The 21,445-nt window shown below is 68.6% G+C and carries 19 protein-coding genes; 16 read left to right on the top strand and 3 right to left on the bottom strand.

Annotated features, from left to right (window positions below; all coding sequences use genetic code 11):
* Positions 1–5 precede the first annotated feature (5 nt).
* From hppD to phhA, 3 genes are all read left to right on the top strand, one after another.
* The gene (hppD, locus tag I3K84_RS10435; protein WP_047350074.1) at positions 6–1,124 is read left to right on the top strand and encodes a 4-hydroxyphenylpyruvate dioxygenase; all 1,119 of its coding nucleotides are present in this window, start codon (positions 6–8) and stop codon (positions 1,122–1,124) included.
* A 90-nt stretch (positions 1,125–1,214) separates the two neighbouring features.
* Complete coding sequence (locus I3K84_RS10440; protein WP_172205772.1) at positions 1,215–2,183, top strand: tripartite tricarboxylate transporter substrate binding protein; 969 nt, start codon at positions 1,215–1,217, stop codon at positions 2,181–2,183.
* An 85-nt stretch (positions 2,184–2,268) separates the two neighbouring features.
* The gene (gene phhA / locus I3K84_RS10445; protein WP_172205770.1) at positions 2,269–3,108 is read left to right on the top strand and encodes a phenylalanine 4-monooxygenase; all 840 of its coding nucleotides are present in this window, start codon (positions 2,269–2,271) and stop codon (positions 3,106–3,108) included.
* Between the two features lie 18 nt (positions 3,109–3,126).
* On the opposite strand, the gene I3K84_RS10450 is transcribed toward phhA, so the two are convergent.
* A complete protein-coding gene (locus I3K84_RS10450; protein ID WP_196994451.1) occupies positions 3,127–4,038 on the bottom strand; it encodes a triacylglycerol lipase in 912 nt (303 codons plus the stop codon).
* Positions 4,039–4,178: 140 nt separating this feature from the next.
* On the opposite strand from I3K84_RS10450, the gene I3K84_RS10455 reads away from it, so the two are divergent.
* The 7 genes from I3K84_RS10455 (at position 4,179) to I3K84_RS10485 (ending at position 12,090) form a co-directional block, all read left to right on the top strand.
* On the top strand, positions 4,179–5,864 hold the full coding sequence (locus tag I3K84_RS10455; RefSeq protein WP_047350070.1) for an AMP-binding protein: 1,686 nt from the start codon (positions 4,179–4,181) through the stop codon (positions 5,862–5,864).
* Between the two features lie 34 nt (positions 5,865–5,898).
* Positions 5,899–6,825 carry an MBL fold metallo-hydrolase gene (locus I3K84_RS10460; RefSeq protein WP_196994452.1) on the top strand — a complete coding sequence of 309 codons (927 nt, stop codon included), beginning with the start codon at positions 5,899–5,901 and terminating at the stop codon, positions 6,823–6,825.
* A 250-nt stretch (positions 6,826–7,075) separates the two neighbouring features.
* Positions 7,076–9,382, top strand: coding sequence for a TonB-dependent siderophore receptor (locus tag I3K84_RS10465; protein WP_196994453.1), 2,307 nt, complete (start codon positions 7,076–7,078; stop codon positions 9,380–9,382).
* A gap of 52 nt (positions 9,383–9,434) precedes the next feature.
* A complete protein-coding gene (locus I3K84_RS10470) occupies positions 9,435–10,532 on the top strand; it encodes an alpha-hydroxy acid oxidase (RefSeq protein WP_196994454.1) in 1,098 nt (365 codons plus the stop codon).
* Positions 10,526–11,209 (top strand): Fe2+-dependent dioxygenase, encoded by a 684-nt coding sequence (locus I3K84_RS10475; protein ID WP_196994455.1) that lies wholly within the window; start codon positions 10,526–10,528, stop codon positions 11,207–11,209. The genes I3K84_RS10470 and I3K84_RS10475 overlap by 7 nt, the downstream gene beginning before the upstream one ends.
* Positions 11,210–11,267: 58 nt before the next feature.
* On the top strand, positions 11,268–11,537 hold the full coding sequence (locus I3K84_RS10480; RefSeq protein ID WP_011803970.1) for a PepSY domain-containing protein: 270 nt from the start codon (positions 11,268–11,270) through the stop codon (positions 11,535–11,537).
* Positions 11,518–12,090 (top strand): cytochrome b/b6 domain-containing protein, encoded by a 573-nt coding sequence (locus tag I3K84_RS10485; protein ID WP_172205759.1) that lies wholly within the window; start codon positions 11,518–11,520, stop codon positions 12,088–12,090. Before I3K84_RS10480 ends, I3K84_RS10485 begins: the two co-directional genes overlap by 20 nt.
* Before the next feature lie 74 nt (positions 12,091–12,164).
* Here the strand turns inward: I3K84_RS10485 and I3K84_RS10490 are convergent, their stop codons facing one another.
* Complete coding sequence (locus tag I3K84_RS10490) at positions 12,165–14,147, bottom strand: lytic transglycosylase domain-containing protein (protein WP_196994456.1); 1,983 nt, start codon at positions 14,145–14,147, stop codon at positions 12,165–12,167.
* A gap of 14 nt (positions 14,148–14,161) precedes the next feature.
* On the opposite strand from I3K84_RS10490, the gene I3K84_RS10495 reads away from it, so the two are divergent.
* The 4 genes from I3K84_RS10495 (at position 14,162) to I3K84_RS10510 (ending at position 18,186) form a co-directional block, all read left to right on the top strand.
* Positions 14,162–14,734, top strand: a complete 573-nt coding sequence (locus I3K84_RS10495; RefSeq protein ID WP_103738534.1) for a 5-formyltetrahydrofolate cyclo-ligase — start codon at positions 14,162–14,164, stop codon at positions 14,732–14,734.
* 129 nt (positions 14,735–14,863) lie between these two features.
* Positions 14,864–15,550: a glutathione S-transferase family protein gene (locus I3K84_RS10500; protein WP_047350066.1), complete on the top strand. Its 687-nt coding sequence runs from the start codon at positions 14,864–14,866 to the stop codon at positions 15,548–15,550.
* Positions 15,551–15,835: 285 nt separating this feature from the next.
* A complete protein-coding gene (locus I3K84_RS10505; protein WP_196994457.1) occupies positions 15,836–16,603 on the top strand; it encodes a metallophosphoesterase in 768 nt (255 codons plus the stop codon).
* Positions 16,604–16,908: 305 nt separating this feature from the next.
* Positions 16,909–18,186: a multifunctional CCA addition/repair protein gene (locus tag I3K84_RS10510; RefSeq protein WP_196994458.1), complete on the top strand. Its 1,278-nt coding sequence runs from the start codon at positions 16,909–16,911 to the stop codon at positions 18,184–18,186.
* A 144-nt stretch (positions 18,187–18,330) separates the two neighbouring features.
* Here I3K84_RS10510 and trxC read toward each other — a convergent pair whose 3' ends face one another.
* Positions 18,331–18,768: a thioredoxin TrxC gene (gene trxC, locus I3K84_RS10515; protein ID WP_011803963.1), complete on the bottom strand. Its 438-nt coding sequence runs from the start codon at positions 18,766–18,768 to the stop codon at positions 18,331–18,333.
* 126 nt (positions 18,769–18,894) lie between these two features.
* Here trxC and otsB point away from each other — a divergent pair, with 126 nt between their 5' ends.
* Both otsB and I3K84_RS10525 read left to right on the top strand, forming a co-directional pair.
* Positions 18,895–19,626, top strand: a complete 732-nt coding sequence (gene otsB, locus I3K84_RS10520; protein WP_196994459.1) for a trehalose-phosphatase — start codon at positions 18,895–18,897, stop codon at positions 19,624–19,626.
* Complete coding sequence (locus I3K84_RS10525; RefSeq protein ID WP_196994460.1) at positions 19,623–21,443, top strand: glycoside hydrolase family 15 protein; 1,821 nt, start codon at positions 19,623–19,625, stop codon at positions 21,441–21,443. Before otsB ends, I3K84_RS10525 begins: the two co-directional genes overlap by 4 nt.
* The last annotated feature ends 2 nt before the right edge of the window (positions 21,444–21,445 follow it).

The raw sequence follows: 21,445 nt of genomic DNA on the forward strand, positions 1-21,445 counted from the left end.
TGCCGATGACTGCCGCCCTGCCCCTTCGCGCCACCCACGACGCCGACGCCTGGGAGAACCCCATGGGCCTGATGGGCTTCGAGTTCGTGGAGTTCACCTCGCCCACCCCGGGGCTGCTGGAAGCGGTGTTCGAGAAGCTGGGATTCACGCTGGTGGCGCGCCACCGGTCCAAGGACGTGCTGCTGTACCGGCAGAACCAGATCAACTTCATCCTGAACCGCGAGCCGGCCAGCCAGGCCGCGTACTTTGGCGCCGAACACGGCCCCTCGGCCTGCGGGCTGGCCTTTCGCGTGAAGGATTCGCACCAGGCCTACCGGCGTGCGCTGGAGCTGGGCGCCCAGCCGATCGAGATCCCCACCGGTCCCATGGAACTGCGCCTGCCGGCCATCAAGGGCATCGGCGGCGCGCCGCTGTACCTGATCGACCGCTTCGAGGACGGCAAGTCCATCTACGACATCGACTTCGACTTCCTGCCCGGCGTGGACCGGCGCCCTGTGGGGCACGGCCTGAACGAGATCGACCACCTCACGCACAACGTGTACCGGGGCCGCATGGGATTCTGGGCCAATTTCTACGAAAAGCTCTTCAACTTCCGCGAGATCCGCTACTTCGACATCCAGGGCGAGTACACGGGCCTGACGTCGAAGGCCATGACCGCGCCGGACGGCAAGATCCGCATCCCGCTGAACGAAGAGGCCAAGCAGGGCGGCGGGCAGATCGAGGAATTCCTGATGCAGTTCAACGGCGAGGGCATCCAGCACATCGCGCTGATCTGCGACTCGCTCGTCGAGGTGGTGGACAAGCTGGGGCTGGCGGGCGTGCCCCTGGCCCCGGCGCCCAACGACATCTATTACGACATGCTGGACACCCGCCTGCCGGGTCACGGCCAGAACGTGGCGGAACTGCAGGCGCGCGGCATCCTGCTGGACGGCACCACGGCCGACGGCACGCCCCGTCTGCTGCTGCAGATCTTCTCCACGCCCATGCTGGGGCCGGTGTTCTTTGAGTTCATCGAACGCCAGGGCAACTACCGCGAGGGTTTCGGCGAAGGCAACTTCAAGGCGCTGTTCGAATCGCTGGAGCGTGACCAGATCCGGCGCGGCGTCCTGCAGACCCAGGCGTGAGCCCTGGGCGCGGCCCGGCCATGGAATGACGCACTGCAACAACGGCTTTCTTTACTGAGCGCCCTTTCAAAGAGACTCGGGAGAAATTCAATGTTGCGTCGCCGTCAATTGGTGGGTTCCCTTGCGCTGTGCATGGCTTGCGCCGTACAGGCACAGAACGCATCCGCCCCCATGACCATCGTGGTGCCCTACGCGGCCGGAGGCCCGCTCGACAAGAGCGCGCGCATCCTGGCCGAAGGGGCACAGGCCCAGCTCGGGCCCATCCAGGTGCAGAACAAGCCGGGCGCCGGCGGCAACCTGGGCGCAGACACGGTGGCCAAGGCGCCCAAGAGCGGCAACCTGCTGGTGATGGGTGCGGTCGCCACCCATGCCGTGAACCCATGGCTGTACAAGAATTTCCCCTACAACCCGGTCAAGGATTTCACGCCCATCGTGCTCGTCGCCCGCACACCGAACGTGCTGGTGATGAGCGCCGAACGGGCCAAGGCGTTGGATATCAGCACCACCACCGACCTCGTGAAGTACATGAAGGCCCACCCGGACCAGCTCAAGTACGGCTCGGGCGGCAACGGCAGCATCGGCCACATCGCCGGGGAGATGTTCAAGTCGCTCACCAACACGCGCATGCCCCATGCGCCCTTCCAGGGCGCGGGTCCGGCGCTCAAGGCGCTGCAGGACGGCGGCGTGGACATCGTGTTCGACAACCTGGCGTCGTCACTGCCGCTGATCCAGGGCGGCAAGCTCAAGGCGCTGGGCGTGACATCGCTGGGCAGCGACGACGCCCTGCCCCACGTGCCCAGCATCAACAGCGAGGTGCCCGGCTTCAACGTGTCCACCTGGTTCGGGCTGTTTGCCCCCGCCACGCTGCCCGCCGCCGATGCACAGAAGTACGCCACGGCGTTCTCGAAAGCCATGCACTCGCCGGCCGGCAAGGCGCAGTTCCAGAAAATGGGCCTGACGCCCGAAGAACTCACGCTGGGCGGCTTCGGCAGCTTCGTGCGCTCGGAACTGGGCAAGTACGAATTCCTCATCAAGGCCGCCAAGATCCACATCGACTGAACGCCGTCCTGCACTCCCGCCCGCCGGCCCACACCAGGCCGGCGGTGCACGACGACGGCGCGGTTCCAACAAGGAGACAAGCACCATGGGACAAGCCCCCGTCGTCTACGGACAATCCAGCCGCCCGCCGCGCGGCGACTATTCGCGTGCGCAGGAGGATTACACCTGCGCGCAGAACTTCGCGGCCTACACCGCCGCCGACCACGACACCTACCACCGCCTGTACCAGCGCCAGTCGGCCCAGCTGCAGGGCCTGGCGAGCAAGGCCTTCATCCAGGCCCTGCCGCTGCTGGGCGCCAAGGAGCGCATCCCGCGCTTCGATGACGTGAACGAACGCCTGTACCGCGCCACGCGCTGGGAGCTGGTGGCCGTGCCGGGGCTGATCCCCGAGGTGCCGTTCTTCTCGCTGCTGGCGAACCGCAAATTCCCGGTCACCGACTGGATCCGCACGCCCCAGGAGTTCGACTACATCGTCGAGCCCGACGTGTTCCACGACCTGTTCGGCCACGTGCCGCTGCTGTTCAACCCGGTGTTTGCCGACTATGTGCAGCGCTATGGTGAGGGCGGTCTGAAGGCGGCCGGGCTGGGCGCGTGCGAGATGCTCTCGCGGCTGTACTGGTACACGATCGAGTTCGGCCTGATCCGCGAGCAAGGCGGGCTGCGCGCCTATGGCGCGGGCATCCTCAGCTCGCGCGGCGAACTGCCCTACGCCGTGCACAGCCCCGAGCCGCAGCGCCTGCCACTGGAGCTGGAACGCACCATGCGCACGCGCTACAAGATCGACACCTACCAGCAGACCTACTTCGTGATCGACAGCTTCGAGCAGCTCTTCGAACTCACGGCGCAGGATTTCGCGCCGATCTACGAACGGCTGCGCGGCCAGCCCGAGTTCGCGGCCGATGCGCGCGAGCCGCTCCCGGCCTGAAGCGCGTCGCCGACACGCTCAGGGCTGCTCGAGCAGCGCCAGGCAGTCCTGCAGCACGCGCGGGTGGAACGCCATCTCGACGTGCGCCACCCCCTCGATGAAGCGGTTGTCCGCGCCCTGCAGCATTGCGGCCGCGGGCGGATAGACCACGTTGTCGCAGTTGGAGTACCAGCACACGAAGACTGCGGCGCGTGCCGGCGGCTCGTCTTGCCCCAACTGGCGCACCCAGGGGCCGTGCAACCGCATCTGCCGGCCATTGGTGCTGCGTGCGCCGCGCGCGGGCCAGGTGCCGTGGTGCGGCGATCCCAGCGTGACGATGCGGTGCACGCGCTGCTCGCTGCCCGGCACGGCGCGCAGCCAGGCGCGTGCGGCCAGACCGCCCATGCTGTGGCCCACGATCAGCGGCGTCCGCCCAGTGGCCTCGGCCACGCGGCGCACGGCATCGTCGATGGTGCGGCAGTAATCGTCGATGGAGCCGAAGGCGGGCTCCAGCGTCACGGCCACGAAGGCATGGCCGCGCGCACGCAGCAGCGCCAGCCAGGGCGTCCAGAACCCTCGGTTGCACAGGAAGCCGTGCACCAGCACCACGCCGCGCGGGCCGGGCACGTCCGACGCGCGCGGTGGCAGCCAGTCCGCCACGGCCTGGTGGCGGAACGGCTGCCACCAACCGAAGACCAGGCTGGCCCAGCGTGACTCGGCCCACCAGGCGCGCAGCAGTTGCCCGGCGCGCGGACGCGGCGTCGCATCCCCCCGGCAAACCCAGGCCATCAAGAAAAATTGCGGCGCCATGCCCAGGCGGAACATCAGCGGGACCGCGGCCACGCCCGCCAGCGCCAGCGCCGGCGAACGGCCCCAGAACCAGGCCATCCAGCCCGCGATCAACAGCAGATGCACGGCCACCGCCCAGCGTTGCCAACGCGCGTTCGTCATGAAGCTCCCTTGTGGTGGTTGTGGTGTGTCGCTTGGGTGACCTCTGCGGCATCCGGACTAGGACAAGCCCGGTATGGCGCGTCGAAGGCCACTTCCACAATCGGTGCGATCTTGCCCCATACCGCAACGAGGACCCTTGCATGGAACGAATCTGGCTCAAGAACTACCCCGCTGGCGTGCCGCACGACGTGGATGCCGATGCCTACCCCTCGGTGGCGCAGATGCTGGAGGAATCCTTCCACCGCCACGCCGACAGCCCGTTCTCGGTGTGCATGGACCGGTGGATGAGCTACCGCGAACTCGACCGCCTGTCAGCCCGGCTCGGCGCGTGGCTGCAGGGCCAGGGTCTCGCACCCGGTGCGCGCGTGGCCATCATGCTGCCCAACGTGCCGCAGTTCGCGGTGACCATGGCCGCCGTGCTGCGCGCGGGCTACACGTGCGTGAACGTGAACCCGCTGTACACCGCGCGCGAGCTGGAGCACCAGCTCAAGGACTCGGGCGCCACGGCCATCGTCATCCTGGAGAACTTCGCGCACACGCTGGCCGAGGTGATCGACCACACGGCCGTGCAGCATGTGGTGATCGCCTCCATGGGCGACCTGCTGGGCGCCTGGTACGGACGCTGGATCACCTTTGCCGTGCGCCACCTGGCCAAGATGGTGCCCGCGTACGAGCTGCCCCTGACGGGCGGGCGCCAAGTGATCAGTTTCAAGCGCGCGCTGGCCCTGGGCGAGCGGCGCACGCTGACCCCGGCGCGCGTCGCGCCCGACACGCCGGCCTTCCTGCAGTACACGGGCGGCACCACGGGCCTGTCCAAAGGCGCAGTGCTCACCCAGCGCAACATCGTCGCCGCGACGCTGCAGGCCGAGGCCTGGTTCACCCCCGCGCTGGGCAAGATCGGCGACCTGAGCCGCGCCAACAGCATTGCCGCGCTGCCGCTGTACCACATCTTCGCGCTCACGCTGTGCCTGCTGGCCATCCGCCAGGGCTCACGCCTGACGCTGATCCCGAACCCGCGGGACATCCCCAAGTTCGTGGAGGTGCTGAAGAAGCGCCCCTTCCACATGCTGCCCGCCGTGAACACGCTGTTCAACGCACTGCTGCAGAACCCGCAGTTCCGCCATCTGGATTTCTCGCAGCTGTGCGTGGCGCAGGCCGGCGGCATGGCCGCGACCGAGGCCACGGCCCAGCAGTGGAAGGCCGTGACGGGCGCCACCATGATCGAAGGCTGGGGCATGAGCGAGACCTGCGCCATCGGCACCAACAACCCGGTGAACAGCACCGCCTTCAGCGGCAGCATCGGCCTGCCGCTGCCGGGCATCGACATCGCCATCAAGGACGACGCAGGCGCGAGCCTGCCCATCGGCTCGGCGGGCGAAATCTGCATCAAGGGCCCCAACGTGATGCCCGGCTACTACAACCAGCCCGAGGAAAATGCCAAGGCCTTCACGCCCGACGGCTTCATGCGCACGGGCGACATCGGCGTGATGGACGAGGAGGGCTATACGCGCATCATCGACCGCAAGAAGGACATGATCCTGGTGAGCGGCTTCAACGTCTTCCCCAACGAACTGGAGCAGGTGGTGGCCCTGTGCCCGGGCGTGCTGGAATGCGCCGCCGTGGGCGTGGCCGACGACAAGCAGGGCGAGGCCATCAAGGTGTTCGTGGTGCGCAGCGACCCCTCGCTGACCGAGGACGACGTGGTCCGCTACTGCCATGAACACCTGACCGGCTACAAGCGGCCAAAATACATCGAATTCCGCGACGAACTGCCCAAGACCAACGTGGGCAAGATCCTGCGACGGGAGCTGCGCGACGGCAAGTGATGCCGCGCTCCGGTTACTCCAATTTTCATAGCTGATGCCGCTTGTTCCACCTGCCCTACCGCCGGAAATCATTGTCATCGAGCGCGGCTGGCTGTCGGCCAACAACGTGCTGCTGTTGGGGCGCGACTGCACGGCGCTGGTGGACAGCGGCTACTGCGCCCACGCGCCGCAAACCGTGGCGCTGGTGGAGTCGGCGCTGGGCGGGCGTGTGCTGGACCAGTTGCTCAATACCCACCTGCACAGCGACCATTGCGGCGGCAATGCCGCGCTGCAGGCGCGCTGGCCGCAGCTTGCCACCCGCATCCCCCCGGGGCAGTGGGCACAGGTGCAGGACTGGGACCCGGTGGCGCTGAGCTACGTGCCCACCGGCCAGGAGTGCCCGCGCTTTCGTGCCGACGGCGTGCTGCCCCCCGCCACCGAGGTGCAGCTGGGCGACCGCGCGTGGCAGGTGCACGCAGCCCCGGGGCATGACACCCATGCCGTGGTGCTGTTCGAGCCGCGCGCGCGCGTGCTGATCTCGGGCGACGCGCTCTGGGAGAACGGCTTCGGCGTGGTGTTCCCCGAACTGGACGGCGAGCAGGCCTTTGCCGAGGTGGGCGCCACGCTGGACCTGATCGAGCGGCTGGATCCGCTCACCGTGATCCCCGGCCACGGCAGCGTGTTTGGCGACGTGCCCGCCGCGCTGGCGCGGGCGCGGCGCCGGCTTGCGGGTTTCGAGGCCGACCCAGTCAAACACGCGCGCCACGCGGCCAAGGTGCTGCTCAAGTACAAGCTGCTGGAATGGCAGCAGGCGCCGCTGGCGCAAGTGCATGCATGGTTGGCGACCACACCGTACTTCGGCCTGCTGCACCAGCGACACTTTGCCGGCCAGACGGCCGTGGCATGGGCGGAGCAGCTGATGCAGGAACTGATGGACGCCGGCGCGGCCCGGCGCGAGGGCGGCGCGCTGCTCAACGCCTGATCGCCCTGCCGCCGTGTGCCATCCGGTAACGGGGCACGCGCCAGCATTGGCCGAATGCTTGCCGCGCTGGGCGGGACTTGGCGGGACTTCGCGCGCCCAACCGTGTGTTTGTTGCCAAACCACCACAAAACACCACTGCTGCTGACGTTTCCGCCACTGTGGGTGAGGCATTTTTGCACTTATTGACGCAAACGAGATTGATTCGCAACAATAATCCCTAGCGAATAATTCCAACCTCTCGTTTCCAGCAATGCCCTCCTCCTCCCCTCTCAAGAAGCCCAAGAGCCTGCGCATGGCCGCAGCCCTGCTGCCGCTGAGCGCCATCGCCCAGGTGCAGCCTACGCCCGCCCCCGTCACCACGCTGCCCACGGTGACGGTGCAGGAGCAGGCCATCGATCCCAACCCCAACGCCGAGGTCGGCGCGCCCTACAAGGCCAAGACCTCCGCCGACACGCGCCACACCCGCCCGCTGGCCGAGACGCCGCAGACCATCCAAGTGGTCACCGGCGAGGCCATCCGCGACTCCGGCGCCACCGACCTCAAGCAGATCCTGGCCGCGCAGCCCGGCATCACCCTGGGAACGGGCGAAAACGGCAACGCCTTTGGCGACCGCTACATCATCCGCGGCCAGGAGGCGCGCTCGGACGTGTTCGTGGACGGCCTGCGCGACCCCGGCATGACCACGCGCGAGAGCTTCGCCATCGAGCAGATCGAAATCACCAAGGGCCCCAACTCCAGCTTCGCGGGCCGCGGCTCGGCAGGCGGCGCGGTGAACGCCGTGACCAAGCAGGCCACGCTGGACTATGACTTCACACGCGTGTCCGCCGGCGTGGGCACCGACAGCCACCACCGCGTGACGCTGGACATGAACAAGGGCTTCACCGACAAGTTCGCCCTGCGCGCCAACGCCCTGACCTCGGGCGAGGACGTGCCGGGCCGCAGCCCCTCGCAGCGCCGCCGCGACGGCCTGGCGCTGTCGGGCCTGTGGGAGCTGAACCAAGACCTGTCCGTCACGCTGGACTACTACGGCCTGCGCGCCAAGGACAAGCATCCCGACCTGGGCGGCTACCTCGTGGGCACGGTGCCCAACCGCCGCCCCGCCACGGGTGTGCCGGTCTATGCGCAGAACAGCGACTTCCTGAATTCCGACGTGGACACGGTCACCGCGCGCATCGCCTACCGCTTTGCGCCCGACCTCAAACTCACCAGCCTGACGCGCTACGGCCAGTCGGACAACCGCTACGCCACCACGGGAGCCTCCAACGGCACGGTGCTGGACGCGGCCAACAACCCGATCGGCACGGCCGGCGTGCTGGACGGCGGCCACACCGGCTGGCAGGACGTGAAATATTTCGCGCACCAGAGCAACCTGCGCTGGGACAAGCAGATCGGCAGCCTCAAGCATGAATTCATCTTCGGCTTCGAATACACCGACCACAAGGTGAAGTCCGGCAACTACGGCGTGACCAACACCGGCGCCACCAACTGCCGCGTTTCGGGCCGCAACGGCCCGCAGGCCGGCTGGTGCATCACTGATCTGAACGGCAACCCCGTGAGCAACCTGGGCGACCTGGCCGGCCGCAGCTACGAACGCCGCAGTTGGACACGCGACTGGCGCGTGAAGACCTTCGCGCTGTCGGCCATGGACACGGTGGACCTGACCGACCAGTGGACCGTGTTCGGCGGCCTGCGCGCCGACCACTACGACCTGTCGCTGGACACCCGCAACAACCAGACGGGCGCGATCACGGGCAACTACGGCTTCAACGACACACTGCTCAACGGCCACCTGGGTGTGAGCTACAAGATCAACCCCATGGGTATGGTCTATGCAAGCTACGGCACGGCGCAGGACATCAACGGCGGCGAACCCGACACCGGCACGAGCAGCGGCTACGGCGGCCTGGTGATCCACAACGGCAGCGCCGCCGGCGCCAAGCCCGAGACCTCGCAGAACATCGAGCTGGGCACCAAGTGGAACCTGCTGGACGACAAGCTGCTGGCCACCGCCGCCGTGTTCCAGACCACCAAGGACGACGTGATGGAGGGCGCCAACTACGACACTGAAGGCACCTTCAACACCGGCAAGAACCGCGTGCGCGGCATCGAACTGGGCCTGGCCGGCAATCTCACCAAGAACTTCCAGCTGCAAGCCGGAGCGGCGATCATGAAATCCAAGGTGCTGCGCTCGGCCGTGGCGTCCAACGTGGGCAACCCACTGTCCAACTTCGCCGACCGCTCCTTCACCGTACAGGGCAAGTACCAGCTCACGCGCGACTTCTCCTTCGGCGCCGTGGCGCGCTACGAGAGCAGCCGCTGCGGCGGCCAGCCCGACACCGGCGCCGGCTACACCAACGGCATGTGCTCGCAGCCGGTGCCCTCGTTCAGCGTGTACGACCTGTTCGCGTCCTACCGCATCAACAAGCACGCCGACCTGCGCCTGAACGTGCTGAACGTGACCGACAAGGACTACTACACCGCCGTGTACCGCTCGGGCGCCTTCCTGTACAAGGGCGACGGCCGCGCAGTGCGCCTGACGTTGAACCTGGACTTGTAATCAAATAGGCTGCCAGCGCTTGATGGACAAGCGCTGGCAGCTATCAAATTTGATGACACCACATATTCCCGCAGGCGTCTGGAACGCCATCGATTACGAACGGCTCGCGCCCCAGCACATGGACGCGGGCCGTCTTGCCTATGTGGCCGGCGGCTGCGGCTGGGACCGCACGGTGGCCGCCAACCGCGCCGCCTTCGCCGCCTGGGCCATCGTGCCGCGCCTGCTGCGCGACGTGCGCGGCGGCCACACGCGGCTCACGCTGGGTGGGCTGGACCTGCCCCACCCGCTGCTGCTGGCCCCGGTGGCGCACCAGCGCCTGGCCCACTCCGAGGCAGAAGTCGCCACCGCCCGCGCCGCCCAGGCCACGGGCACCTGCCTGGTGGCCAGCACGCTGTCGTCGTGCACGCTGGAGACGATCGCGGGTGCCGCCGGCCCCGCGCGCTGGTTCCAGCTGTACCTGCAGCCCGAGCGAGAACACACGCTCGCCCTGCTGCGCCGCGCCGAGGCCGCGGGCTACCGCGCCATCGTGCTCACGCTGGACGCCAGCATCCAGCTGGCCAGCCGCAGCGCGCTGCAGGCGGGTTTTGTGATGCCCGCCGACTGCACGCCCGCCAACCTGGCGGCCTACCCACCGCCCGCGCCGCCCGTACTGGGCGCGGACGACAGCCGCATCTTCCAGGGCGCCATGCGCCATGCCCCTACCTGGGACGACCTGCGCTGGCTGCTGGGCGAGACCCGCCTGCCCGTATGGATCAAGGGCGTCATGCACTCCGACGACGCCCGCGCGCTGCAGGCGGCGGGCGCGGCCGGCCTCATCGTCTCCAACCACGGCGGGCGCAGCCTGGACGGCGCGCCCGCGTCCCTGCATCGCCTGCCCGCCGTGCGCGCCGCCGTGGGCGAGGGCTACCCCGTGCTGCTGGACGGCGGCGTGCGCAGCGGCGCCGACGCCTTCAAGGCCCTGGCACTGGGCGCCGACGCCGTGCTCATCGGCCGCCTGCAGATGTACGCCCTGGCCGTGGCGGGTGCGCTGGGCGTGGCCCACATGCTGCAGCTGCTGACCGAAGAGCTGCACGCCTGCATGGCCCAGGCCGGCTGTGCCCAGCTCTGCGACATCACCCCCAATTGCCTCACACCGCAACCACCATGCTGATCTCCATCGACCAGGTCCTCTCCAAGACGGAGGTGCGCGACTTTCGCGCCCAACTGGACGCCGCCGCCTGGGAGGACGGCGCCGCCACCGCCGGCACGCTGGCCAAGAGCGTCAAGCGCAACCAGCAGATCACCGACGGCAGCGAACTCTGCCAGCGCCTGGGCCAGCACATCCTGCGCCGGCTGAGCAGCACGCCGCTGTTCATCAGCGCCGCGCTGCCGCGCACCATCTACCCGCCGAAGTTCAACCGCTACGCCGACGGCGGCACCTACGGCGCGCACGTGGACAGCGCGCTCATGTTCCTGCCCGGCAGCCACCAGCAGATGCGCACCGACCTGTCGGCCACGCTGTTCCTGGCCGAGCCCGAGGAATACGACGGCGGCGAGCTGGAGGTGGAGGGCCCCTTCGGCGTGCAGGCCGTGAAGCTGGCCGCCGGCGACATGGTGCTGTACCCCTCCAGCAGCCTGCACCGCGTCACGCCCGTCACGCGCGGGGCGCGCGTGGCATCGTTCTTCTGGATCGAGAGCCTGGTGCAGGACGAGGGCGAGCGCACGCTGCTGTTCGACCTGGACCAGTCCATCCAGCAACTCACGCCGCTGGTGGCGCCCGACGACCCGCGCCTGGTACAGCTCACGGGCGTGTACCACAACCTGCTGCGCCGCTGGGCCAGGCCCTGAGCACACCGGCGAACGATCACCGCAACCCATTCCTTCCCGGCAAGAAAGAGAGCCCCGCATGACATCCTGGATCCCGCACATCGCCGCCCTGGCGCTCGCCGTCTCGGCCAGCAGCGCCTTCGCCCACGGCAAGGTCACCTGCCCCGAGCATCCCCCCGCCGAATGGCGACCGCACACCGAGCTGGAGCAGAAGCTCGTGAAGGAAGGCTGGACCGTGCGCCGCATGGAAAAGACCGAAACCTGCTACGAGGTCTACGGCAAAGACCCGCAGGGCAAGCGCGTGGAAGCCTTCTTCGACCCCAAGACGCTTGAGCGCGTTCAAGACTGACGGTGCGCGCGCCGCTGGCGCACCGCTGCGCGTGTGGGACCGGCCCGTGCGCCTGCTGCACTGGGGCCTGGCCGCGTGCGTGGCCATGGCCTGGTGGAGCAGCGACGACACCGGTCCGCTGCACGAGCGCGTGGGCTACGTGGCCCTGGCCCTGCTGGCCGCGCGCGTGGCGTGGGGATTCGGCGGCAGCCGCTATGCGCGCTTCGCCCAGTTCGTGCGCACGCCTGCGGCCACGCTGGCCTATGCGCGCCTGGCGCTGGCGGGCCATGCGCCGCGCTACCTCGGCCACAACCCGCTGGGCGCCTGGATGGTGCTGGCACTGCTGGCGATCATGGCGTTGCTGGGCTTCACGGGCTGGCTCTACACCACCGACCGGTTCTGGGGCTATGGCTGGCTGGCCCACCTGCACCAGTCCCTGGGCTGGGCCCTGCTGGCCTGCGTGGCCCTGCATGTGGGCGGTGTGCTATGGACCTGCCTGCAGCACCGCGAGAACCTGGTGCGCGCCATGCTCACCGGCCGCAAGGCGCCGCCGCGGGGTGACGATGTGGCATGAAAAATGGCTCCAGCGCTTATCCAGCAAGCGCTGAAAGCTCCTTTTTATATAGCGCAGCAGCCCTCAAGGCAGATTCAAGGCAGATCCTTGTTCGGCTCCGGCGCGCGCGCGTCGCGCGGGCCCACGGTGCCCAGCCGGCTCTTGAGCGACTGCGGCTGGCCGGTGAGGATGGCGGCGTAGTTCACCGTATTGGCCAGCACCTTCTTCACATAGTCGCGCGTCTCGCTGAAGGGCACGTTCTCGGCCCAGATGGCCGCGTCCAGCACCGGGCCGTTGCGCCAGTTGCGCGGGCGGCCCGGGCCGGCGTTGTAGGCTGCCGCCGCCAGGGGCATGGAACCGTCGAAGTCGTCCAGCGCCAGCTTGAGATAGGCCGTGCCGATCGTGATGTTGGTGTCGCGGTCGTAGAGCTGCTGCGGGGTGAAGCCCTCCAGGCCGATCTTGCGGGCCGTCCAGCGCGCGGTGGCGGGCATCACCTGCATCAGGCCCGACGCGCCCACGCCCGAGCGGGCATCCATGATGAAGCGGCTTTCCTGGCGGATCAGGCCATAGACATAGGCCGGGTCCAGCCCGATGCCCCGCGCGCGCTCCACCACGGCGGAGCGGAACGGCATCGGAAAGCGCTGCGCCGCATCGATCACGCCCTTGGTGCGCTCGCTGGTGTTGATGCAGCGGTCCCACACCTCGCGCTGGCAGGCGAAGTCGGCCGCGGCCAGCAGCTCGCGCTCGCCCATGCCGCCAGGGGTGTGCAGGTTGGTGGTGTAGTTCCACTCGCGCACGCCTTCGCTGCGCAGGCCCAGCAAGATCGCATACAGCCCGCGGTTCAGGCCGGGGTTGGCGCGCGCGGTGGCTTTTTCTTCCTCGGTCAGCGGTGCGGGCGCCGGGGGCTGCGTGACGCGCTCGCCCAGCTCCTCCAGCGCCAGCTGTTCATAGAAACCCGTGGTGCCGGCGATGCGCGCATACAGCTGGCGCGCGGCCGCGCGATCCTCGTCGCCGGGGCGGTTGGCCATGAGGGCGCGCGCCTTCCAGTACGTCCAGACGCTTTCCTGGCGCGCCGCGGGGCTCATGGCATCGATGCTGCGGCCCACCAGCTTCCATTGCCCGGCCCGCAGCGCGGCGCGCGCGCGCCAGGCCAGCATGTCGTCGGTCAGGTCGGCATCGCGGCCCACGTTGGCGTAGTAGCTGAGCGCATCGGGCGACAGCGCCGTGGCGGCCTGCTTGCCGATCAGGCCCCAGAGCCAGTTGCGCTCCTCGGCCGACAGGTGCGGCCCCCATTTGCTGTCCAGCAGGCTGGCGGCGTTGGCGACATCGCTCATGGCCATGCGGGTCAGCGCCAGCACCACCAGTTCCTGGCGCTCCTTGCCACGCGCCGTGGCGCGGCCCGTGAGGTACTTGGAAGGTGAGTCCAGCGCCTCGCGCAGTTGCGGCAGCGCATCGGGCGCGACGATTTCCACCGCCTTGCGCACCACGCGCAGGCGGTTGGCCTCTGCGCCCAGACGCGCCTTGCGCCACACGTCCAGGGGCTTGATTTTCTTGGCGGCCAGCATCTCGGCGGCGGCACTGGAGCAGCCGTCGTCCAGCTCGCGCAGCGCATACCAGTGGCGCAGCATCTCGGCGCCGGCACTCTCGGCGGCCGTGCCCTTGATCTGCTCGATCGCGAGCGCGTAGCAATGCACCTCGCGGTCATCGCCCATGCGGAACTGCGGGTGAAATTCTGCGAACTGGTCCCAGTCGCGGCGTTGGCCCAGCAGCAGCAGCCAGTCGTTGCGCAGGCGGTCTTCCTGGTAGGTGCCAGCCCAGCGCTGCAGGAAGGCGTTCACCTCAGCGGGTTGGGCCTCCTCCAGCCGCGCACGCAGTTCCCAGTACGCGGCCCAGGGCTCCAGGGCATGGCCGCGCGCGCCCGGCAGCAGCGCGGCAAGCCGCTGCTTGTCGCCCTTGCGGAAGGCCTTTTGCATCTCCAGGACGGTGTCATCGCCGCGGTTTTGCGCCCCGGCCCACGGCGCGGCGGTGGCCAGGGCAGCGCCGGCGATCAGCGGTGTCAGAATCTTCATCCAAAGCATTGGGGGATTATGTGATGGACAAAGCAGCCCTGCGCCGCGCATTGGTAGAACAGCGCCTGAATCTGCCGGACCGCCTGCAGCGCGCCGACCAGTTGCAACGCGTGATGCGCATCTGGCTGGTGGACCGCCCGGACACCATCATCGGCGCCTACTGGCCGATCAAGGGTGAGTTCGATCCGCTGCCCGCGCTGCACCGCTGGAAGGAAGATGGCGAGTTGCTGGACGAGCCCCAGCTGCGCCGCATAGGCCTGCCCGTGGTGGACAAGGTGCACAAGACGCTCACCTTCCACGCCTGGTATCCCGGCTGCCCCATGGAGGAAGACGCCTACGGCATCCCCAAGCCCAAGGACACCGAGCTCATCCACCCCACGCTGCTGTTCGTGCCCTGCGTGGGCTACGGCCCGGGCGGCTACCGCCTGGGCTACGGCGGGGGCTTCTACGACCGCACGCTGGCTGCGCTGCAGCCCCGCCCCGCCACCGTGGGCCTGGGGTTCACCCACGGCTACCTGGACGACTTCGAGCCCGAGGCACACGATCTGCCGCTGGACGCCATACTCAACGACAACGGCGTGGTCTGGCCGGTTTGACGCTTCAAAAACAAGAGCGGTTTGCGCTTGGCATACGGTGCTTTCAAGCAAATAACGAGCTCAAACCCTGTGATTACGGGCGCGAGCAGCTCTTTTTAACGTAGCACCACAGGATCAAGGAACCCCTCCATGCTCCAGCTCTACATTGGCAACAAGAACTACTCCTCCTGGTCCATGCGCCCCTGGGTGCTGCTGCGCCAGGCCGGCATCGCGTTCGAGGAAGTGCCCGTGCGCTTTGACAGCTTCGATGCCAATTCGCAGTTCAAGCGCCAGCTCAAGGCCGTCACCCCCGTGGCCAAGGTGCCCGTGCTGGTGGATGGGGACATTACCGTCTGGGACAGCCTGGCCATCGCCGAATACCTGGCCGAGCAGTACCCCGACAAGCATCTGTGGCCCCAGGACAAGGCCGCGCGCGCCCGCGCCCGCAGCGTGGTGGCCGAGATGCACAGTGGCTTCGGCGCGCTGCGCAGCCACTGCGGCATGAACATCGAGGCCCGCCTGCCCGAAGTGGGCGAGATCGTGTGGCGCGACCAGCCCGCCGTGCGCGCCGACGTGCAGCGCCTGGTCGACATGTGGAGCGAGCTGCTGGACCAGCACGGCGGCCCCATGCTGTTCGGCCAGTTCAGCATTGCCGACGCGTTCTATGCGCCGGTGTGCATGCGCCTGGCCACCTTTGCCCTGCCCGTGCCTGAACACATCACCGCCTATGTGCAGCGCGTGCAGCAGTTGCCGGGCGTGAAGGCCTGGATCGACGGCGCACTGGCCGAGCAGGACTTCGTGCCGTTCGACGAGCCCTACCGCGCGCGGCGCGGCTAGGGCCTGTTCACACTATTTTTGCCAGTGCGAATGGCGTGAAAACCGCGCCAATCTAGGCGCGTGACGACGCCAAGGCCGGGGCCTTGGCTAGGAGGGCAACGACGAATGGCGCGGTTTTCACTCCGTTCCCTCCGGGTTGCGATCAAAAAGGGCCATTCGCGGCGTTGCCAAGCCTCGCTGGGGTAGCACCCCAGCTTCGTTTGGCGCCTTGCGCCTGGCCCTTTTTGATCGCAACGCATCTGGCAAAAATAGTGTGAACAGGCCCTAGCCCGCCGGCGCGGTGCCATGAAACTGCACATCCTGTCCGACCTGCACCTGGGCGTGCAGGGCATGGAGCATCCGCGCACCGACGCGGATGTGGTGATCCTCGCGGGCGATATTGCCCGCCCCGCGGCCGCCGTGGCCTGGGCGCAGGGCTTCGCCAAGCCGGTGCTGTACGTGCCGGGCAACCACGAGTTCTACGGCTCCAGCCTGCAGGACACCGCGCAAGAGCTGCGCCGTCTGTGCGAGGGCAGCCCCGTGCACCTGCTGGACAACCGCAGCCTGGTGCTGCAGGGCGTGCGCTTCATCGGCAGCACGCTGTGGAGCGACTTCCGCGTGGCCGGCGATGGCGCCGCCCGCACCGAGGCCATGGCCCAGGCCCAGCAGTTCATGCGCGACTTCAGCCGCATACGCGCGGGTGGTGAAGACGGCGGGGCGCTCTTCACGCCCCAGCATGCGGCCGAACTGTTCGACGCCAACGCCCGCTGGCTGGCGCGCGAACTCGCCCAGCCCTTTGCCGGCCCCACCGTGGTCGTCACCCACCACGCGCCTTCGCCACACAGCATCCACCCGCGCTTTGCGGGTTCGCCCATCAACGCCGCCTTCGTGTCCGACGCACAGGCCCTGGTCGAGGGCAGCGGCGCGCGGCTGTGGGTGCATGGGCACACGCACGACAGCTTCGACTACCGGCTGCACGGCACACGCGTGCTGTGCAACCCGCGCGGCTATGCCAAGGATGGGCAGGTGGAGAACGCGCGGTTCAACCCCCACCCGGTTGTAGAGGTGGCGTAACCACCAGTCAGGCCAACGCGCCGAAAGGCCTGTACCACGGCCGACGACACCACCCACCTGCGTGCCCCCGTCCCGCTGGCCGAGGGCACATGGCTTTTCACCTGGACAAGCCTGTGGGTTGCGCCTGCAAACCGGCCGTGGTCGCACGCTGCGCGCGGCGGACGACGCCGGCATCGACGAGGACGATCTGCGCAGCGAAGAATGCTTCGGCTACTGCCACCTGCGCCCTGCCTCGTCCAGCGGGGCGGCAGTCCTGGCGATGACGTGCGGACAGCGGCCGATTCCAGGTTGAATACACTGCCCCCATGCAGATTTACATGGTGGGCGGCGCCGTGCGCGACCGGCTGTTGGGCCGCCCCGTCAATGACCACGACTGGGTCGTCGTCGGCGCCACGCCCGACGACATGGTGGCACGCGGCTACCTGCCCGTGGGGCGCGACTTCCCCGTCTTCCTCCACCCCGAGACGCGCGAGGAATACGCGCTGGCGCGCACCGAGCGCAAGAGCGGGCGCGGCTACCGCGGCTTCGTGGTGCAGACGTCGCCCGACGTGACACTGGAAGAAGACCTGTCACGGCGCGACCTTACTATCAATGCAATAGCTGCCAGCGCTGACTGGACGGGCGCTGAAGACCTGTTCGACCCTTATGGCGGCGCGCGCGACCTGCAGGCGCGGGTACTGCGCCATGTGACCGACTCCTTCCGCGAGGACCCGGTGCGCATCCTGCGCGTGGCGCGCTTTGCGGCGCGTTTCACCGACTTCACCGTGGCGCCCGAGACGATGCAGCTCATGCGCGAGATGGTGCACGACGGCGAGGCCGACCACCTGGTGCCCGAGCGCGTGTGGCAGGAATTGGCGCGCGGGCTCATGGAGCCGCAGCCCTCGCGCATGTTCGACGTGCTGCGCGACTGTGGCGCGCTGGCCGTGGTGCTGCCCGAGGTCGAGCGCCTGTGGGGCGTACCCCAGCGCCCCGAGTACCACCCCGAGGTGGACACCGGCGTGCACCTGATGATGGTGCTGGACATGGCAGCCCATTTGCAGGCCCCGCTCACCGTGCGCTTCGCCTGCCTCACGCACGACTTGGGAAAAGGCACCACGCCGCACGACGTGCTGCCACGCCATATCGGCCATGAGCAGCGCAGCGCGCGGCTGCTCAAGGCCGTGTGCGAACGCTTGCGCGTGCCGGTGGAATGCCGCGAACTGGCCGACGTGGTGGCGCGCGAGCACGGCAACATCCACCGCAGCGGCGACCTGGGCGCTGCCGCGCTGGTGCGCCTGCTGGAGCGCTGCGACGCCATCCGCAAACCCGCGCGGCTGGACGAGATCCTGCTGGCCTGCGAATGCGATGCGCGCGGACGCCTGGGTTTTGCCGATCGGCCCTACCCGCAGCGCGCGCGCATCAACGCCGCGCTCGCGGCCGTGCAGTCGGTCACCACCAGCAGCGTGGCTGCGCACGCTGCGCAACTGGGCCTGAGCGGCCCCAAGGTGGGCGAGATGATTCACGCCGCCCGCGTACAGGCCGTGGCCGACTGGCTTCACGCCACCGCGCAGCCTGCCCCAGAGCCTCAGGGCGACGCTGGCTGAGCACCTTTGATGCCTGGCCCTGGTGAGGATTCCCGGTGAGGATTGGCCGAGGGTACGCAGCAACAGCCATTCGTATGGCGAATCGTCAGCGCCGCGGCCCCACAACAGGGGCGCGCGCCACACGAGGGTTGGTTCCGCAGCGCCTTACACCGACTGCACCCAGCGCGCGATATCGGCCGCACCCAGCGCACCAGAGATGCGCGCTGCCTCCTGTCCGCCGCGAAACAGGATCATCGTCGGGATGCTGCGGATGCCGTAGCGCGCCGCGATCGCGGGGTGCGCCTCGGTATCCAGCTTGGCCAGCCGCATGCGCGGCTCCAACTCGCGCGCAGCCTGTGCGAAGGCTGGCGCCATCTGGCGGCAGGGGCCGCACCACGGCGCCCAGAAGTCCACCACCACCGGCAGATGGCTGCGCGCCACATGCCGGTCGAAGCTGGCCGCATCCAGCGCCAGCGGTTCGCCCGTGAACAGTGGCCGATGGCAGCTGCCGCAGTCGGGCGCACTGCCCAGTTGCGCGGCCTGCACGCGGTTGGTGGTGTGGCAGTGGGGGCAGACGACATGCAGTGCTTCGGGGGAGCTCATGGAGGACCTCGCGGGGGTTGGCGAAACCAGGCAATTGCGGGTAAGGGGTCAGGTTTTCAATGCCTACGGCCCTGCGGGTAGCCGGCCTACAGTGGCCGCGCGCGTGCAGGGTTAAGGTTGCGGGCGATGCCCACGCCGCCTCTGCCGACTTCCCGCCACGCCCTGTTCCTCGACTTCGACGGCACGCTGGCCGACATTGCCGCACAGCCGCATGCCGTGCAGCTGCCACCCGGCGTGGTGGACTGCCTGCAAGCACTGCATGTGCGGCTGGAGGGGGCGCTGGCCATCGTCACCGGCCGCACCATGGCCGACATCGACCATTTTTTGGACCCATTGCGCTTGCCCGTGGCCTGCGAGCATGGCGCGCAGTACCGCCTGGGCAACGGGCGCAGCGGCGGCCTGCCGGCGCTGCCACTGCAGCCGCTGCTGGCCGCGCTGCGCCCGCTGATGGCCCAGCACCCCGAGCTGCTGCTGGAGGCCAAGAGCGCCGGCCTGGCGCTGCACTACCGGCAGGCGCCGCAACTGCAGGCGCTGTGCCTGCAGGCGATCACACAGGCGCTGCGCGAGGTGCCGGGGGCCGAGTTGCTGCACGGCAAGTTCGTGTACGAGGTCAAGCCCGTGGGACCGGACAAGGGCCGCGCGATCACGGACTTCATGCGCCTGGCTCCCTTCGCCGGGCGCGCGCCGCTGTTCGTGGGTGACGATGTGACGGACGAAGCCGGCTTTGCCGCCGCACAGTCGCTGGGGGGCCTGGGCATCAAGGTGGGCGAAGGCGCGACGCGCGCCCGCGCGCGGCTGGCCACACCTGCTGCCGTACGCCAGTGGCTGCAGCACGCCGTGGGCGAGGAGATCACATGACGAGCAAAGCACCTCACGTGGGCGCCACCGCCATGGCCGCACCGTCGCTGGCGCTGGGAATGATCGGCAATTGCACCATCAGCGCGCTGGTGGATGCGCGCGCCTGCATTGTCTGGAGCTGCATGCCACGCTTTGACGGCGACCCGGTGTTCAATGCGCTGGTCCAGCCCGGCCCCGATGGCAGCCGCTTCGCCATCGAGCTGGAGGACTTCGCCCGCAGCGAGCAGTGGTACGAGCCCAATACCGCCGTGCTGCGCACGCACCTGACCGACGCGCACGGCAACTGCCTGGAGGTGACCGACTTCTGCCCGCGCTTCTTCGCACGTTCTCGCGCCTTTCGCCCCGTGATGCTGGTGCGCCGCGTGCGACCGGTGCGGGGGGCACCGCGCATCCGCGTGCTGGTACAGCCGCGCTACGACTGGGGCATGGCCCAGCCCGCCCTCACGCGCGGCAGCAACCACATCCGCTACGTGGGGGGCGACTTCACGCTGCGGCTGAATACCGACGCGCCCGTGGCCTACGTGCTCTCGGGCGAGCCCTTTGTAGCGGGGCGCGAATACAACTTCCTGCTCGGCGCAGACGAAACGCTCTCCGGCGGCATTGGCGACACCGCACGCCACTATGAGCAAGAGACCGTGTCGTACTGGAAGCACTGGACCCAGCGCCTGCATCTGCCGCTGCAGTGGCAGGAGGCCGTGATCCGCTCGGCCATCACGCTGAAGATGTCGCTGTTCGAGGACACGGGCGCCATCGTCGCGGCGATGACCACGAGCATCCCCGAATCCGCGCACAGCGGCCGCAACTGGGATTACCGCTACTGCTGGCTGCGCGACGCGTTCTTCGTGGTGCGCGCGCTCAACAGCCTGTCGGAAGTGGGCACCATGGAGGACTACCTGCGCTGGCTCGGCAACATCGTGGCCAAAACCGGCAGCGGCCACATTCAGCCGCTGTACGGCATCGGGCTGGAGCACGAGCTGCCCGAATCCGTCCTGCCCCACTTGGCTGGCTACCGCGGCATGGGCCCGGTGCGCGTGGGCAACCAGGCGGCAGAGCACTTCCAGCACGACGTGTACGGCAACATCGTGCTGGGCGCGGCGCAGTCCTTCCACGACCGGCGGCTGCTGCACCCCGCCGGAGCCGCGGAGTTCGAGCGCCTGGAGCGCGTGGGCGAGCTGGCCGTGCAGGTGTACGGCAAGCCCGACGCGGGCATGTGGGAGCTGCGCACGCGCGCGCGCATCCACACCTCGTCAGCCCTCATGAGCTGGGCGGCCTGCGACCGGCTGGCCAAGATCGCACGCGCACTGCAACTGCCCGAGCGCGCCCATTACTGGCAGCAGCATGCGCAGCGCATGCATGGCGAGATCCTGGAGCGCTCGTGGCACGCCCAGCGCCGGGTGTTTGCTGAGAGCTTTGACGGCAGCGAGCTGGACGCCAGCGTGCTGCTGATGGCCGAGGTGGGCCTGATCCACCCCACCGACCCGCGCTTCGTGAGCACGCTGGACGCCATGGAACACACGCTGTGCGACGGCCCCTTCATGCGCCGCTACGAAGCCGCGGACGATTTCGGCAAGCCCGAGACCGCGTTCAACATCTGCACCTTCTGGCGCATCGATGCGCTGGCGCGCACCGGCCGGCGCGAGCAGGCGCAGGAGATCTTCGAGGCCATGCTGGCCGTGCGCAACCCGCTGGGGCTGCTGTCCGAAGACACCCACGCCGCCACGGGCGAGATGTGGGGCAACTTCCCTCAAACCTATTCCATGGTGGGCATCATCAATGCCGCCATGCGGCTGTCCGCCCCCTGGGACAGCGTGATCTGACC

The sequence above is a fragment of the Diaphorobacter sp. JS3051 genome (assembly GCF_015832135.1).
GTDB lineage: Bacteria > Pseudomonadota > Gammaproteobacteria > Burkholderiales > Burkholderiaceae_C > Diaphorobacter > Diaphorobacter nitroreducens.